The following is a 14,377-nucleotide window of genomic DNA, read 5'->3' as shown; positions in this document are numbered from 1 at the left end:
CTTCCTTCGAGTCATACGGCGCCGGCGGCCGTTACATACTATGCGCACCCGCTCACAGGTCGCTGAGTCAGGGCGCTGGTAAGCTCCCCAAGTTGACCTCCGCCGCCCATCGACGCTCCACCGGGACCCCAGTGAACCCCACTTCTGAACTCGGCCAGCCCGCGCTCTTCCGCATCGTGAGTGGCAGTGACATTCCGAACGACCTCTCCGAACGCGAGCGCCGTCTGCTCGTCGGCGCGCTCAACTTCCACGCGCTCGTCGCGCCATCGCGTGTGCTCGAGGTCCACGTCTACGACGGGGATGCACACCAGCTGCCGCGGACGACGGACGACACGACATTCCATGGTCTGGCGACGTCATATCGCAACCGGCTCTTCAGCCTCGAGATCGAGAGTCTGGTTCCCGCCGAGAACCGGCAGCCCATCGCCGCCGAAGGTCCGGCGCAAGAGCTGCGGGCGGGACGCACGAGGCACATCCGCCTTACGCGCGACGCTGTTCTGAGCGCCGATCCCCCGCGCGACGTCGCGCGGGGGCGCCTGCGCCGAGCGGCGCGGGCCGTGCGCACCCGCTGGCCGCTGGCGTACGACACGCTCCGCGACATCGAGCTGCTGCGCCATCGGAAGCCCCTGCACGCTCCCATCGCGCGCCTCGACTATCCATCACTGTTCGCACCCGGCGGCATCCACGAAGACTCCGAGATCGTGATGGCACCTTCCGCACCCGAGGGTGCACCGCGCGCCGTGATCTTCGGCCTGCACTGGTTCGAACTCGGCGGTGCGGAGCACTGGGCCCTCGAATCCATCCGACTGGCGCGTGAAGCCGGATTCCTTCCCATCGTCATGACCAGCCGTGATTCGCACCAGCCGTGGATTCAGCGGCAGGAGCTCGACGGTGCGGTGCTGGTGCCTTTCTCGGAGGCGACCACGTCGTCGCAGACCCCCGGGGTGGAGGAAGTACTGCGCGGCATCTTCGCCAACTTCGATGTCCGGGGTGTCGTGGTGCACCACAACCAGTGGATGTACGACCGGGTGGCCTGGATGCGACTGTCGCGTCCTTCGATCCCGATCGTCGATTCGACGCACATCGTGGAATATCGCGGCGGCGGCTACCCCGTGAGCAGCGCAATCGTCGATGCATACCTGACCACCCACCACGTGATCTCCCCGTCTCTGAAGGACTTCCTCGTCGACGTGCAGGCGCTGCCGGCGGAGAAGGTCCTCATGGCACCGCTGGCCGGCCTCACCGCTGGGGAAAGCGACATGTCGTTCCGTCGTCGGCAACCCGGCGAGCCGTTCACCGTCGCCTTCGTCGGCAGGATGGCACGCCAGAAGGGCCCCGAACTGTTCGTGAAGACCGTCTCCCGGCTGCGCGCGCGGGGACACCGCGACATCCGCTTCATCATGCATGGCGACGGCGAACTGGCGGGCTGGGTCGATGGCATGATCGCCGCCGGCGGACTGCAGGACGTCATCGAACGACGCTCGTCGGCGGATCCCGTTGCGGCCACTCTCGAGCGCTCGCATCTGCTCGTCGTGTCCTCGCACAATGAGGGCCTGACTTTGACCACTCTCGAAGCGCTCACCCATGGGGTTCCGGTCGTCTCGACGGATGTCGGTGCCCAGCGCGATGTCCTCCCCCCGCGAGCGCTCGTCGCGCGCAGGGCGCATCGTGCCGTGCGCGAGTTGACGGAGCGTGTCGCCTGGCTGGCGGGGGACGAAGCGGCACGAGAGCAGCTGTGGCTCGATGAGCGCGCGGCGGAGAAGCATCTTCACGAAGTGACGTCAGCGAGCCAGTGGTTCGCGGAGGAGGTAAGTACGTGGTGACCGTGGCCGCTGTCGTGGTGACGTTCAATCGTCTCGAGAAGCTCCGAACGGTGCTGGCGTCGATCGAGGCGCAGACCCATCCCGTTGAGAGACTGATCGTCGTCGACAACGCGTCCACCGACGGGACGGCCGACTACCTGGCATCTCTCGAGCTCGACCTGCCGATCGAGATCGTGACGATGCGGGAGAACACCGGCGGAGCCGGCGGCTTCTCGGAAGGGATGCTGCGTGGCTATACGGCAGGTGCCGACCACGTCTGGATCATGGATGACGACTGCTACCCAGAGCCGGGCGCGCTTGAAGCTCTGGTGCGGGGGTTCGAGGGCGCCGTCGCCGAACTCGGAGCCGACGTGCCCTTCGCCTGCTCCGTCGTGAAGTTCACCGACGGCGAGATCTGCGAGATGAACAACCCGGTGCCCACATGGGATTGGGGGCGGTTGCTGGTCCGTGGTCAACAGAACGTCATGGTCTCGACCTGCTCGTTCGTCTCCGTCTTGATCCCTCGATGGGTGATCTCTCAGTACGGGCTGCCGTATTCCGAGTACTTCATCTGGTTCGACGACCGGGAGTACACGCTCCGGCTGACCGCGCGCTGCCCGGGGGTTCAAGTGTTGGACAGCGTTGTCGTCCACGACATGGGCGACAACAAGGGCGTGAACTTCGCGATGGTCACTCCGCAGACGCTGTGGAAGTTCGCGTACGGTGTCCGCAACGAGGCGTCTTACCAGCTGCACCACCGCAGCCTGCTCTACTTCCTGGAATTCGGTGCGCGACTCTTCGTCAGTCTGCACCGAGGTCGCGTGCCCTGGCGGCTGCGCTGGGCGTTGGCGCGAAAGTTCTTGGCGGGAATCACCTTCAACCCTCAGGTCCGCTACCCCGAGCCGCTCCCGACGACCGCGACCTAGCGCCGAGGATCGGACGCGGGTCAGCCGCGCAGGTACGCCGCGAGCATGCTGCTGACGTCACTGGGGGTGAACCCGGTGCTCTGGATCTTGCTCAGATCCAGGACGCTGTTGCGAGGGCGCAGGGCCACCGGTGCATCGGCGGAGCGGAAATACTCCTCGGTGCTCACCCCGGAGACGCGCGCAGGCTCATGCCCGCTGAGCGTGAAGATGTGACGGGCCACATCGGCCCAGCTCAGGGGCGCGCCGGTGCCGGTCACGTTGTACAGCCCGAATGGTGCGCGTGACGACAGCAGATGCCGGATGCCGCGGGCGAGATCGTCGGTGAACGTCAGGCGACCCACCTGATCGTCGACGACCTTCGGATCGATCCCGCGCTCGGCGAGCGAGGCCATGGTGCGCACGAAGTTTCCCCCGTCGCCGATCACCCAGCTGGTACGGACGATGTAGTGGCGGGGGACGGTCGCGACGAGCGCGTCGCCGGCGGCCTTGGTCTGCCCGTACACGCCCAACGGCGACACGGCGTCATCCTCGGTGTAGGGCACCGTCTTCGTGCCGTCGAAGACGTAGTCGCTGGAGACGTGGACAAGGGTGATGCCGTTCGCGGCCGCCACGCGGGATAGTGCGCCGACGCCGGTCACGTTCGCCGCCCAGGCATCCGTTCGCCCCTCCGCCGTCTCGGCGCGGTCGACGGCGGTGTACGCGGCGGCGTTGATGATGGTGTCGTAGTCGCGCCAGCGACGGGCCGTGTCGAGGCCGGCAGCGGCGAGATCCAGCTCGGCGCGATCGGCGTACTCGATGTGCGGGGCCTCGCCGAACTCGGCGCGCAGGGCGCGTCCGAGCTGGCCGCCTGCTCCCAGCACGAGCATCTTCTTCGGCGAGACCGGCACCACGTCCGCGAGCCGGGGGTGCGCGGCATCCTTCGCGGACAGCTCGGCCTGGTCCAACGGGATCGGCCAGTCGATGGCCGCGGTCTCGTCGGCGAGGTTCAGGAAGGTGTACTTCGCCTCGGGTGACCAGTGGTCGTTGACGAGGTACGTGTACGCGGTGTCGGGCTCGAGCGTCTGGTAGGAGTTGCCGACACCACGCGGGACGAAGATCGCCTTCGACGGGTCGAGCTCGGCGGTGAAGACCGCTCCGAACGTCGGTCCTTCGCGCAGGTCGACCCAGGCGCCGAAGATGCGACCGGTGGCGACCGAGACCCACTTGTCCCAGGGCTCGGCATGGATGCCGCGGGTGGTGCCGACGGCGTCGTTGAAGGAGATGTTGTTCTGGACGGGCCCGAAGTCGGGGAGCCCCGCCGCCGTCATCTTCTCCCGCTGCCAGTTCTCCTTGAACCAGCCCCGGTTGTCGCCGTGCACGGGGAGATCCCAGATGACCAGCCCGGGGATCGGCGTCTCGGTGGGTGCGAGCGCCTTGCCGTACTCGGTCATCACTGACCCTTCGCCGCGTAGAACGCTTCGACGCCGTCCTTCGCCGGTGCCCACCAGGCTTCGTTCTCGCGGTACCAGTCGATGGTCGACGCAAGGCCCGCCTCGAAGTCCTCGAAGCGCGGCATCCAGCCGAGCTCCGTGCGCAGCTTCGTGGAGTCGATGGCGTAGCGCAGGTCATGCCCGGCCCGGTCGGTGACATGATCGTACGCGTCGGCGGGCTGCCCCATGAGGGTCAGGATGAGCTCGACGACGTCCTTGTTGTTCTTCTCGCCGTCGGCGCCGATCAGGTAGGTCTCGCCGATGACGCCCTTGTCGAGGATGGTCAGCACCGCTGACGAGTGGTCGTCGGCGTGGATCCAGTCGCGCACGTTTTCGCCCTTGCCGTAGAGCTTGGGGCGGATGCCGCGGATCACGTTCGTGATCTGGCGCGGGATGAACTTCTCCACGTGCTGATAGGGCCCGTAGTTGTTGGAGCAGTTGCTGAGGGTGGCCTGCACGCCGAAGGAGCGCACCCAGGCGCGCACCAGCAGGTCGCTTCCCGCCTTGGTGGAGGAGTAAGGGGAAGACGGGTTGTACGGAGTGTTCTCGGTGAACCGCTCCGGGTCGTCCAGCTCCAGGTCGCCGTACACCTCGTCGGTGGAGATGTGGTGGAAGCGCACGTCGTGCTTGCGGGCGGCTTCGAGCAGCGTGTAGGTACCCACGATGTTCGTGTCGAGGAACGGCCGCGGGTCGTGCAGGGAGTTGTCGTTGTGCGACTCGGCGGCGTAGTGCACGACGGCATCCGTCTGCGCGAACAGCTCGTCCACGAGCGGCGCGTCAGCGATGTCGCCCTGAACGAAGCGCACCCGGTCCTCGGGCAGTCCCGCGAGTGACGCGCGGTTGCCGGCGTAGGTGAGCTTGTCGAGCACCGTGACGTGGTCGTCGGTGTGCTCCACGACGTGGTGGACGAAGTTGGAGCCGATGAAACCGGCACCGCCGGTCACGAGCAGTCTGCGCGACATGTCTTAGCGGCCTCTCTCCAGGGTGTCGAGCAGGTACCTGCCGTATCCGGACTTCACGAGCTTCTCCGCCCGCTCGCGCAGCTGCGCGTCGGAGAGGAACCCCTGGCGCCATGCCACTTCTTCGGGCACGCCGATGCGCATCCCGGTGCGGCGTTCCATCGTGCGCACGTATTCCCCGGCGTCGAGCATCTGGTCGAACGTGCCGGTGTCGAGCCAGGCGGTGCCGCGCGGCAGCACCTCTACCTGGAGCTTGCCCGCCTCGAGGTAGGCCTTGTTGATGTCGGTGATCTCGTATTCGCCGCGGGCGGAGGGCTGGAGATCGCGCGCGATCTGCACGACGTCGTTGTCGTAGAAGTACAGGCCGGGAACGGCGTAGTTGCTCTTGGGTGATGCGGGCTTTTCCTCCAGGGACACGGCGACTCCGGCGTCGTCGAATTCCACCACTCCGTACGCCGAGGGCTCGGCTACCCAGTAGGCGAAGACCGCCCCGCCGTCGATGTCGGCGTAGCGCTTGAGCTGCGAACCGAGCCCGGGACCGTAGAGCAGGTTGTCGCCGAGGACCAGGGCGACCGTGTCGTCGCCGATGAAGTCCGCGCCGATCGTGAAGGCCTGCGCCAGTCCGTCGGGGGAGGGCTGCTGAGCGAACGTCAGCGAGATGCCGAACTGCGACCCGTCGCCGAGCAGGCGCTCGAAGGAAGCGGCGTCGTGCGGGGTTGTGATGATCAGAATCTCGTCGATGCCCGCGAGCATGAGTGTCGACAGCGGATAGTAGACCATGGGCTTGTCGTACACCGGGATCAGCTGCTTGGAGACGCCGAGAGTGATCGGATGCAGACGCGTGCCGGAACCGCCGGCGAGGATGATGCCCTTCACGCGTCCATCGTTCCACACCCCGGCATACCGACGAGACGGATGCGCCGGTCGAGGGACGTTTACTTCGTCGCGGGCCCTTTACGGCGCCGCATCGTTGGTGATATTTCGTAACTTCCGCAACACTTGACTCATGCCCCCCTCCTCTTCGCGCGCCACACCGCGCTTCCGCGCGGTAGCGGCCGTTCTCGCGGCGCTCCTGGTGCTCGCTGGTGGACTCGTCATGTCTCCAGCGGCAGGAGCCGCGCCCGCGGCGGGAGCCACGGTGGTGAAGACTGCTGACCTGACGAAGTTCCAGCCCGGAAACATCATCTCCGATGCCGTGTTCTACAACCCGAACACGATGACGGAGGCGCAGATCCAGTCCTTCCTCAACGGCAAGGTGCCCACCTGCCGCTCCGGCTACGTCTGCCTCAAGAGCAAGACCGACATCACGAGAAGCATTCCCGCCGACGCGATGTGCAACGCGTACGCGGGGGGCGGCGTCGAATCGTCCGCGCGCATCATCCACAAGGTCGCCCAGGCATGCGGCATCAACCCGCAGGCGCTGCTGGTGATGCTGGAGAAAGAGCAGAGTCTGGTCTCCGATACGTGGCCGTACGACTCGCAATACCGCATCGCGATGGGACAGGGCTGTCCCGATACCGCCGCGTGCGACTCTCGCTACTTCGGATTCTTCAACCAGGTGCACGGGGCAGCCTGGCAGCTCAAGCGGTACGCCAACCCTCCGGGGACGAGCAACTACTTCACTTGGTACGCGCCGGGCAAGACCTGGAACGTGCGGTACCACCCGAACGTCTCGTGCGGATCTTCTCCGGTCTACGTCGCGAACAAGGCCACCGCCGCGCTGTACTACTACACGCCGTACCAGCCCAATGCCGCCGCTCTGCGCGCGGGGTACGGCGAGGGCGACGGCTGTTCCAGCTACGGCAATCGGAACTTCTACCAATTGTTCACCGATTGGTTCGGGACGCCTGTGTACGCCGTGGAAGGCGCGATCGCGACGTACTGGCAGGCACAGGGCGCGGACGAGGGATGGGTGGGGTCGGCGACCGCTGCGATGCGCTCGTGGCCGTCGCTGGGGTGGTCGCAGCGGTTCGCGGGCGCGGACTTGTACTTCGCCGTCAACGGCACCCAGGTCTTTCCGACGATCGGTGGAACTCGTGACGAGTATCGGCTCGTCGGTGAGGCGGCGAGCGGACTGGGGTGGCCCGCAGGCGGGGTCTACGCCGCCGCCGGCGGCTGGTACCAGGACTTCCGCGGCGGCCGCGTCTACGTGCGTCCGTCGGATGGTCGGGGTTTCGCGGTCGCCTCTCCCATCAACGAGGTGTACGAGGCCGCAGGGAACATCGGCGGGACGCTCGGATGGCCCTCCAACCGTGCGTACCGCTACCAGGACGGCTCGCGCCAGGACTTCGATGGTGGCAGTATCTTCCAGGGGCCCACGGCGACCGTGGCGCTGGATGCGGCCCTGACCTCCGCCTATGTCGGAGCGGGCGGGCCTTCGCAGCTCGGCTGGCCGGTCAGCGTCGGCACGACGGCTGCCGGACAGCACATCGCACTTGAGCAGGCACTGCTGCTGCGGTCGGGTGGGGTCACGCTCACCGTGCGGGGGGCGATCCACGACGCCTACGCAGCGGCGGGCGGCATCACCGGTGCGCTGGGCGCACCCACCGGCGCCGAGAAGTCGGAGGGCACGGCCCGCGTGCAGACCTTCCAGGGTGGCACGATCTATTCGACGTCTGCCGGCACCTACGCGGTCACCGCCCTCGCGGCCGCTCTGGAGTCCGGCGGCGGGACCGCGGTGCTCGGCTACCCGACGGGTCCGCAGCGTGGAGCGGGAGCGTCGCTTTCGCAGGACTTCGGCCGCACGACGCTGACGACCGGACGCGGCGGAGCCTTCACGGTGGCCGGTGCGATCGGCAATTCCTACCGCGCGATGGGCGCGGCAGGAAGCTACCTCGGGGCCGCGACAGGGCCGGAGACGACCGTGAACGGCGGCTTCGTCCAGGAGTTCGAGGGCGGGCGCATCGTTTGCAGCACGAAGGCGACGGTGGCCGTTCCCTCGGCAGTGGCCACCGCCCACGATGCAGCGGGCGGTCCGACGGGCCGACTGGGCTGGCCCACCACGGCGGCGAGTGCGACGCTGGCGGGCGGGTGGAAGCAGTCGTACGTCGGGGGCGACATCTTCGTCGCCCCCGACGGACGGACCGGGGCTGCGGTGGTCGGAGTCACGCTGCGGACTTATCTCAACGCAGGCGGTCCGTCGGCCCTCGGCTTCCCCCTGGCGGCGGAAGTCGAGAGCACACCTGGGTGGTCCCAGGTATTCGAGAAGAGTGTGGTCTTCGTCCCCCGTGGAGCGCCGGCGTCGGTCGTGAGCGGAGCCGTGTACGACACGTTCACTGCGGCGGGTGGGGTCGAGTTCCTCGGGTTCTCGCTCGGTCCGATCGCTCGGACCGGCACGGGAGTGAGATACCAGCCGTTCACGCAGGCCACGATGTACATCACGAGCTCCGGCGCGTTTTACACGAGGGGATACCTCCGGACCTTCTATGACTCGCTGGGTGCCTCAGGGGGCGTGCTCGGGGTTCCCAAGGGCAACGAGTACGCTACAGCAGGGGGGTTCCGTCAGGATTTCAACGGCGGTTCGCTCTTCGTCTCCGGAACAGGCGCGTTCGTCGCCCGCGGCGCACTCGGTGCGGAGTACCTGCGCAGAGGTGGCGAGACCGGTCCTCTGGGGTGGCCGCTGGGCAACGAGACGTCCGGCGCGGGCTTCTGGCAGCAGCGGTTCCAGAACGGCATCCTCGTGCTGCGCGCGAACGGAACGTATGAGGTGCGGTGACCGGGCGTACGGGATCGAATTGGTACGCTGGCTTTGATGTCATCCTCTTCGACCGACCGCGTCCTCGTCATCGTGCCCGCGTGGAACGAGGCGGGGATCGTCGGCACCACGGTGCGTGAGATCCTCGCCACCGACGGCCCGTACGACGTCGTGGTGATCGACGACGGATCCACCGACGACACTGCGGCGCAGGCGCATGCGGCCGGTGCGGTCGTGCTGCCGCTGCCGTTCAACATGGGCGTCGGGGGAGCAATGCGCACCGGGTTCACCTACGCGCAGCGTCGCGGTTACCGTCGGGCGATCCAGGTCGACGCCGACGGCCAGCACAATCCGGCCGACATCGAGAAGGTGCTGGCAGGACTGCAGACCGCCGACATCTCGATCGGCGCACGGTTCGCCGACGTTGGGGACTACGAGGCCCGCGGACCTCGTCGCTGGGCGATGCGCTTTCTGGCGGCGACGGTCTCGCGTGTGGCACGCACTCGTCTCACCGATGTGACCAGCGGATTCCGCGCCGCAGGGCCGCGGGCGATCGACCAGTACGTGCACTATTACCCCGCTGAGTACCTCGGGGACACGGTGGACTCCCTGGTCAGCGCGCTCCACGCCGGTCTGACGGTGACCCAGGTCCCCGTGGCGATGAGACCCCGCGCGCACGGGACCCCGAGTCAGCGACCGCTGGGCGCTGCCGTGTACCTCGTGCGGTCCGTCTTCGCCCTCAGTCTCGCCTTGATGCGCGGCCGACGCAGTGCAGAGGAGGTGCCCGCGTGATCCTCGTCATCTCCGGTCTGGTCTTCGGGCTGGCCGTCCTCGGCCTCATCCTCGTGCTCCTGCTGCGCCGTCAGCTGCGCGAAAAGTATGCGACGCTGTGGCTGCTGATCGGCATCGCGTTCCTCGTCCTCGCCCTCTTCCCCGGCCTTCTCGTGGGACTCTCCGAAGCCCTGGGCGTAGCGGTGCCGTCCAACCTGCTGTTCGCGCTCGCGATCGTGCTGCTGATCGGCGTCGCCCTTCATCTCTCGTGGGAGCTGTCCCACGCCGAGGATGAGGTGCGCCGCGTCGCCGAGGATGTGGCCATCCTGCGCGCCGAGGTCGAGCAGCTCCGTTCGGCGCCGGCGCCGAACGATTCTGATTCCGGCACCCAGAGCAACCCGGGATGAAGCCCGGGTCGGCCCTGCGGCGGGGACTGGTCGGCATCCTGGCGGCGACCGGCATCGCAGGGGTCCTCGGATACGTCATCCAACTCACGGCCGGCATCCTGCTCGTCGACGCCCAGCAGTACGTGGCATTCGCGGCGTACTGGTCGCTCCTCTACCTGCTCGTCTCAGCGATGTCGGGCGTTCAGCAGGAGGTGACGCGCGCGTCCGCGCCGAGGCGGTCCGCGGGCGCTTCTGACGCCGCCGGCACGGTGCTGGGTCGATACAGCATGCCGCTGATCGGCGCGCTTCTCCTGGTGGTCCTCGCGATCACCGTCGCGCAGATCCTCACGGTCGGTCCGTCCCGCGGGATGGTCACCGGCGCGGCGCTGCTGGTGGGTTCCCTGGGATACCTCGCCGTCGCCATCCTGTCCGGCGTGGTCTACGGATTGCACCTCTGGGCAGCAGCGGCTCTGCTCACCCTCGTGGACGCGGTGCTGCGGGCGGCGCTGGTGGTCGGCGCACTCCTGCTGGGCGCGCCTTCCGCGGTGCTCGAAGTACTGGTGTCGGTTCCGTTCGTGCTGGCGGCGGGCTTAGTGTGGCTGCTCTACCGCGGCCGCGTGTCAGGGCGACTGGTGATCGATGTCGACACGCCGCGACTGCTGCGCAACACGACCCACACCGTCGTAGCCGCTACGGCCATGGGCCTGATGATCACCGGTCTGCCACTGCTGCTGCAGGTCGCTTTCTCCACGGAGCCTGCGAGCGTCACGGCGGCGCTGATCTTCACCATCACGGTGACGCGGGCGCCGATCGTCGTACCGCTCCAGGCGCTGCAGAGTTATCTGGTCGCCCGGCTGAGGGACGGCGGAGGGCTCGTGCCGCGCAGACTGGCGGCGCTGCTGGCGGCGGCACTGGGAGCCACGGGCGTGCTCGCCCTCGCGGGCGGTGTGATCGGCCCGCCCGTGATCGCCGTCATCACGTCCGGAAGATTCGAGGTGACGCCGTACCTCGTATCCGCCGTCGTGGCCGGGGCCGCTCTCGTCGGGCTCCTGACGGTGACCGGCGCGGCTCTGTTGAGCGCAGGGCGCCACGCGGCGTACTCGGTCGGCTGGATCGCGTCCGCTGTGCTGACGGTCGTCTTCCTGCTCCTGCCCGGACGGTACGAGGAGCGTCTCGTGATGGCGATGATCATCGCCCCCCTCGCCGGAGTGACCTGGCACTGCCTCGTGCTGTGGCGGGCAGCGCTGCAGCGGGGACGCGCACAGGGAACCGACGACGCGGTGCAGTAAAGTCGTTCGGGGTCACGAGCTGAGGAGTTCCCGCATTGTCGTATGTCGCATTCGTGCCCGCCGTGGTGGTCTGTGCTCTCGTGCTCGCTGTGCCCGGCCTCGTGCTCGGTGTCGCTCTGCGGCTGCGCGGCCTCTGGCTCGCCGCGGCGGCCGCTCCGCTCGGCCTGACGGCCCTGGCGGCAGCAGCGATCGCAGCGCCCGCGCTGGGCATTCCCTGGGGACCGCTGCCGGTCCTCGCCGTCACCGCCCTCGCCGCTGTGGTGATCGCGGTCTTCGTCGCTGTAGTCCCCGCCACCCGTCAAGCGCGGACCGGTGGCCGGAGCGACTGGTGGCCCGTCGTGGTCGCCGTGCTCATCGGCGGTGCGCTCGTCGCGTTCCAGCTCGTGCGTGTGACAGGCTCGCCGGAGGCCTTCTCGCAGTCGTATGACAACGTGTTCCATCTGAACGCGGTGCGCTGGGTGATCGATACGGAGAGTGCTTCGCCCTTCACCCTCGGCCGGATGACATCGCCTGAGGGCGCCCTGGGGTTCTATCCGAGCGCCTGGCATGGGCTCACCGCGCTGGTCGTGGAGCTCACAGGGGTTTCGATCCCCGTCGCGATCAACGCGGTGAGCTTCGTCGCGGCCTGCGCGATCTGGCCCCTCGGGGCCGTTCTGCTCACGCGGACACTGTTCGGGTCTCGGCCGGTCCTCACTGTCGCGGCCGGGGTCTTCGCCGCCGCGTTCCCGACATTCCCCCTGCTGCTGCTGAACTACGGTGTCCTGTACCCGATGTTCCTCTCCTACGCCGTTCTTCCGGTGGCGGTAGCCGGGCTCGTGCGTCTGGTCGGCGTGGTGCGCCCTCGCGACGGGCTCGGGCGGTGGGCCGCGCTTCTGGTGCTGGTGGGCGTGGTTCCGGGGATGTCGGTGGCGCATCCAGGTGGTCTTGTCTCGCTCCTAGCATTCTCGGTACCCGTCGTCGTCGTCGCGGCCGTCCAAGCCTTCCGCTCCGGGCTCGGCCGTGCGCGCGCGTGGCTGCTCAGCGGCGCGCTGGCCGTCTATGCGGTGCTGGGGTTCATCGCACTGGGGATCGTTCGCCCGCCGGCGGACCAGATCTACTGGCCCATCGCTGAGAGCATCGGGCAGGCGGTCGGAGAGGTGCTGACGGCGTCGGTGTACTTCATGCCGGTCGCGACGGTCGTCGCGGTGTTCTCCGTGGTCGGCATCGTCGCCGCGGTGCGCCGCCGTGATGCGCTGGCCTGGACCGCGCTGGGGCTGTGGCTGATGGCGGGGGTGCTGTACGTCATCGTCGCGGCCAGCACCAGCGAATTGCTGCGGCTGATGATCACCGGGCCCTGGTACAACAACATCCCGAGGCTCGCAGCGCTGTATCCGCTGGCGACCCTCCCGCTGGCGGCTCTCGGAGTGCAGAGCACGTGGGATGCGGCGAAGCGCGCATGGGAGCGGCGCCGGGAGCCGCTGCCTCGTCCCGCGGTGGCCGCCGTCGCCGTCGTGGCAGCCGCAGCGCTGGCGGTGGGAACGCAGGGCAGCGCGATTCGAGACGCCATGGACCAGGCCAAGAGCGTTTACGCGATCTCGGACGAGTCATGGATGCTCACCCCGGATGAAATCGAGATGTTCCGCGTCGTGGCCGACACCGTGCCGGAAGACGAGCTGGTGGCCGGCAGCCCCTGGACCGGTGCCGGGCTGGCTTACGCGTTCGCGGGACGCCCGGTCCTCATGCCGCACTTGCTGATGGATGTCGATCCCGACATGCGGCTCTTCCTCGAGGGGTTCGACTCGGCCGCTGCCGACGACCCGGCGTGCGAGGCGGCGGAGCGGCTCGACGTCAGGTGGATCCTCGACTTCGGGGATCAGCAGATCAACAACCAGCAAGAGGTCTACGAAGGGCTCGACGCTCTCGACGAATCGGAGAACGTGGAACTCGTCGAGAGGATCGGCGACACGGCGCTATACCGCGTGGTCGGTTGCGGCGTCTCCTGACATCGTCATCCCGAGCGCTCGTTCGAAGCTCCGCCGCGTCTCCGCTGCGGTGCGCTGCCAGGTGAATCCGGCGGCCCGTGCGCGGCCGTCGGCGGTCATCGATTCGCGCATCGCCGAGTCGGAGGTCACCTGACGCAGCAGCGCGGCGAGGGCGGCGTGGTCGTCGGGTGCGAAGAAGCGCGCCGCGTCTCCCGCCACGTAGCGGTGCACGCGGATGTCGCTGAGCAGCACCGGGATGCCTGCTCCCATCGCCTCCAGCGTGGGGAGGGAGAACCCCTCGGCGTAGGAGGGAATCACCAGGGCGTCGGCGGTCGAATACAGATGGCGCATCTCGTCATCGTCCACCCAGCCACGCAGGTCGACGCTGTCCTGCATGCCGAGTTCCCTCACGAGAGGAATGAGCGGGTCTTCTCCACGTCCGCCCGTGATCACGACGCGGGGGCGCTCTGCAGGCGGCAGCAGCGCAGCGGCGCGAACAAGCCCGCCCCAGTTCTTGTGCGGCCGGCGATTGCCCATCGCGATGACGAGCGGACCCTCGGAACCTGCGCGGGAGCGATCGACGCCTTCGGGCGTCGATCCCGCGAGCGGGATCACATCGAGCCGGCCGCGGTCGACGCCGAGGTACTTCACGATCTCGTCGGCGGACTCCGGACTGATGGTTATGATGCGCTCGGCGTTACGCGCGGCGAGTTTCTCCATCAGCTTGACCGGCGCCGTATACAGGGGCGTCGACATGTACGCGGGATGGCTCCAGTAGAGCATGTCGTGCATCGTGACCACCGTGGGCATCGATGTCTTGCGCGGGCCCAAGGTGGCCGGCGCGTGGACGAGGTCGGCACCGGCGTCGCGTGCTGCGCGGGAGACCTGCGTCAGCTCTCCCCACGCCCAGGCGAAGCGGTTCTCGCCGCTGATCCCCGATTCGATGATGCGGCCGGGAAACCACGAGCGGTCCAGCAGCGCGCCTTCCTTGCTGAGGTAGCCGACGTACTCCCAGTCGCCGCCGAGGGACCCCAGCGCGCGGTACAGCTCGCGCGTGTAGGTCTCCATCCCCCCTTTGGTTCCGGAGTACGAGAGCAGGTCGACCAGAACGCGAGGCATG

Annotated in this window: 11 protein-coding genes; 7 read left to right on the top strand and 4 right to left on the bottom strand. The window is 68.0% G+C overall.

Features of this window, described 5'->3' with window-relative positions; translation table 11 throughout:
* Positions 1-131: 131 nt before the first annotated feature.
* Both H9651_RS15010 and H9651_RS06255 read left to right on the top strand, forming a co-directional pair.
* A complete protein-coding gene (locus tag H9651_RS15010; protein ID WP_191718415.1) occupies positions 132-1,823 on the top strand; it encodes a glycosyltransferase in 1,692 nt (563 codons plus the stop codon).
* Positions 1,817-2,728 (top strand): glycosyltransferase family 2 protein, encoded by a 912-nt coding sequence (locus H9651_RS06255; protein ID WP_191718414.1) that lies wholly within the window; start codon positions 1,817-1,819, stop codon positions 2,726-2,728. The genes H9651_RS15010 and H9651_RS06255 overlap by 7 nt, the downstream gene beginning before the upstream one ends.
* A gap of 20 nt (positions 2,729-2,748) precedes the next feature.
* Here the strand turns inward: H9651_RS06255 and H9651_RS06250 are convergent, their stop codons facing one another.
* Genes H9651_RS06250 through rfbA form a run of 3 tightly spaced genes read right to left on the bottom strand, consistent with a single transcriptional unit; the run spans position 2,749 to position 6,032 of the window.
* Positions 2,749-4,158, bottom strand: coding sequence for a sugar nucleotide-binding protein (locus tag H9651_RS06250; RefSeq protein WP_191718413.1), 1,410 nt, complete (start codon positions 4,156-4,158; stop codon positions 2,749-2,751).
* On the bottom strand, positions 4,158-5,159 hold the full coding sequence (rfbB, locus tag H9651_RS06245; RefSeq protein WP_191718412.1) for a dTDP-glucose 4,6-dehydratase: 1,002 nt from the start codon (positions 5,157-5,159) through the stop codon (positions 4,158-4,160). Before rfbB ends, H9651_RS06250 begins: the two co-directional genes overlap by 1 nt.
* A 3-nt stretch (positions 5,160-5,162) precedes the next feature.
* A complete protein-coding gene (gene rfbA, locus H9651_RS06240; RefSeq protein WP_191718411.1) occupies positions 5,163-6,032 on the bottom strand; it encodes a glucose-1-phosphate thymidylyltransferase RfbA in 870 nt (289 codons plus the stop codon).
* Between the two features lie 265 nt (positions 6,033-6,297).
* Between rfbA and H9651_RS06235 the strand changes: the two genes are divergently transcribed.
* Genes H9651_RS06235 through H9651_RS06215 form a run of 5 tightly spaced genes read left to right on the top strand, consistent with a single transcriptional unit; the run spans position 6,298 to position 13,278 of the window.
* Complete coding sequence (locus tag H9651_RS06235) at positions 6,298-8,871, top strand: LGFP repeat-containing protein (RefSeq protein ID WP_318244782.1); 2,574 nt, start codon at positions 6,298-6,300, stop codon at positions 8,869-8,871.
* Between the two features lie 36 nt (positions 8,872-8,907).
* Positions 8,908-9,642, top strand: coding sequence for a glycosyltransferase family 2 protein (locus tag H9651_RS06230; RefSeq protein ID WP_191718409.1), 735 nt, complete (start codon positions 8,908-8,910; stop codon positions 9,640-9,642).
* Positions 9,642-10,028, top strand: coding sequence for a DUF2304 domain-containing protein (locus tag H9651_RS06225; protein ID WP_191718566.1), 387 nt, complete (start codon positions 9,642-9,644; stop codon positions 10,026-10,028). Before H9651_RS06230 ends, H9651_RS06225 begins: the two co-directional genes overlap by 1 nt.
* On the top strand, positions 10,025-11,296 hold the full coding sequence (locus tag H9651_RS06220; RefSeq protein ID WP_191718408.1) for a hypothetical protein: 1,272 nt from the start codon (positions 10,025-10,027) through the stop codon (positions 11,294-11,296). The genes H9651_RS06225 and H9651_RS06220 overlap by 4 nt, the downstream gene beginning before the upstream one ends.
* Positions 11,297-11,331: 35 nt before the next feature.
* Complete coding sequence (locus H9651_RS06215) at positions 11,332-13,278, top strand: DUF6541 family protein (RefSeq protein WP_191718407.1); 1,947 nt, start codon at positions 11,332-11,334, stop codon at positions 13,276-13,278.
* On the opposite strand, the gene H9651_RS06210 is transcribed toward H9651_RS06215, so the two are convergent.
* On the bottom strand, positions 13,246-14,376 hold the full coding sequence (locus tag H9651_RS06210) for a glycosyltransferase family 4 protein (RefSeq protein ID WP_191718406.1): 1,131 nt from the start codon (positions 14,374-14,376) through the stop codon (positions 13,246-13,248). The two genes, H9651_RS06215 and H9651_RS06210, sit on opposite strands and share 33 nt — an antisense overlap.
* Position 14,377 lies beyond the last annotated feature (1 nt).

This window comes from Microbacterium pullorum, from assembly GCF_014836535.1.
Lineage (GTDB): Bacteria > Actinomycetota > Actinomycetes > Actinomycetales > Microbacteriaceae > Microbacterium > Microbacterium pullorum.
This window is presented reverse-complemented; position numbering and strand designations above follow the sequence as displayed.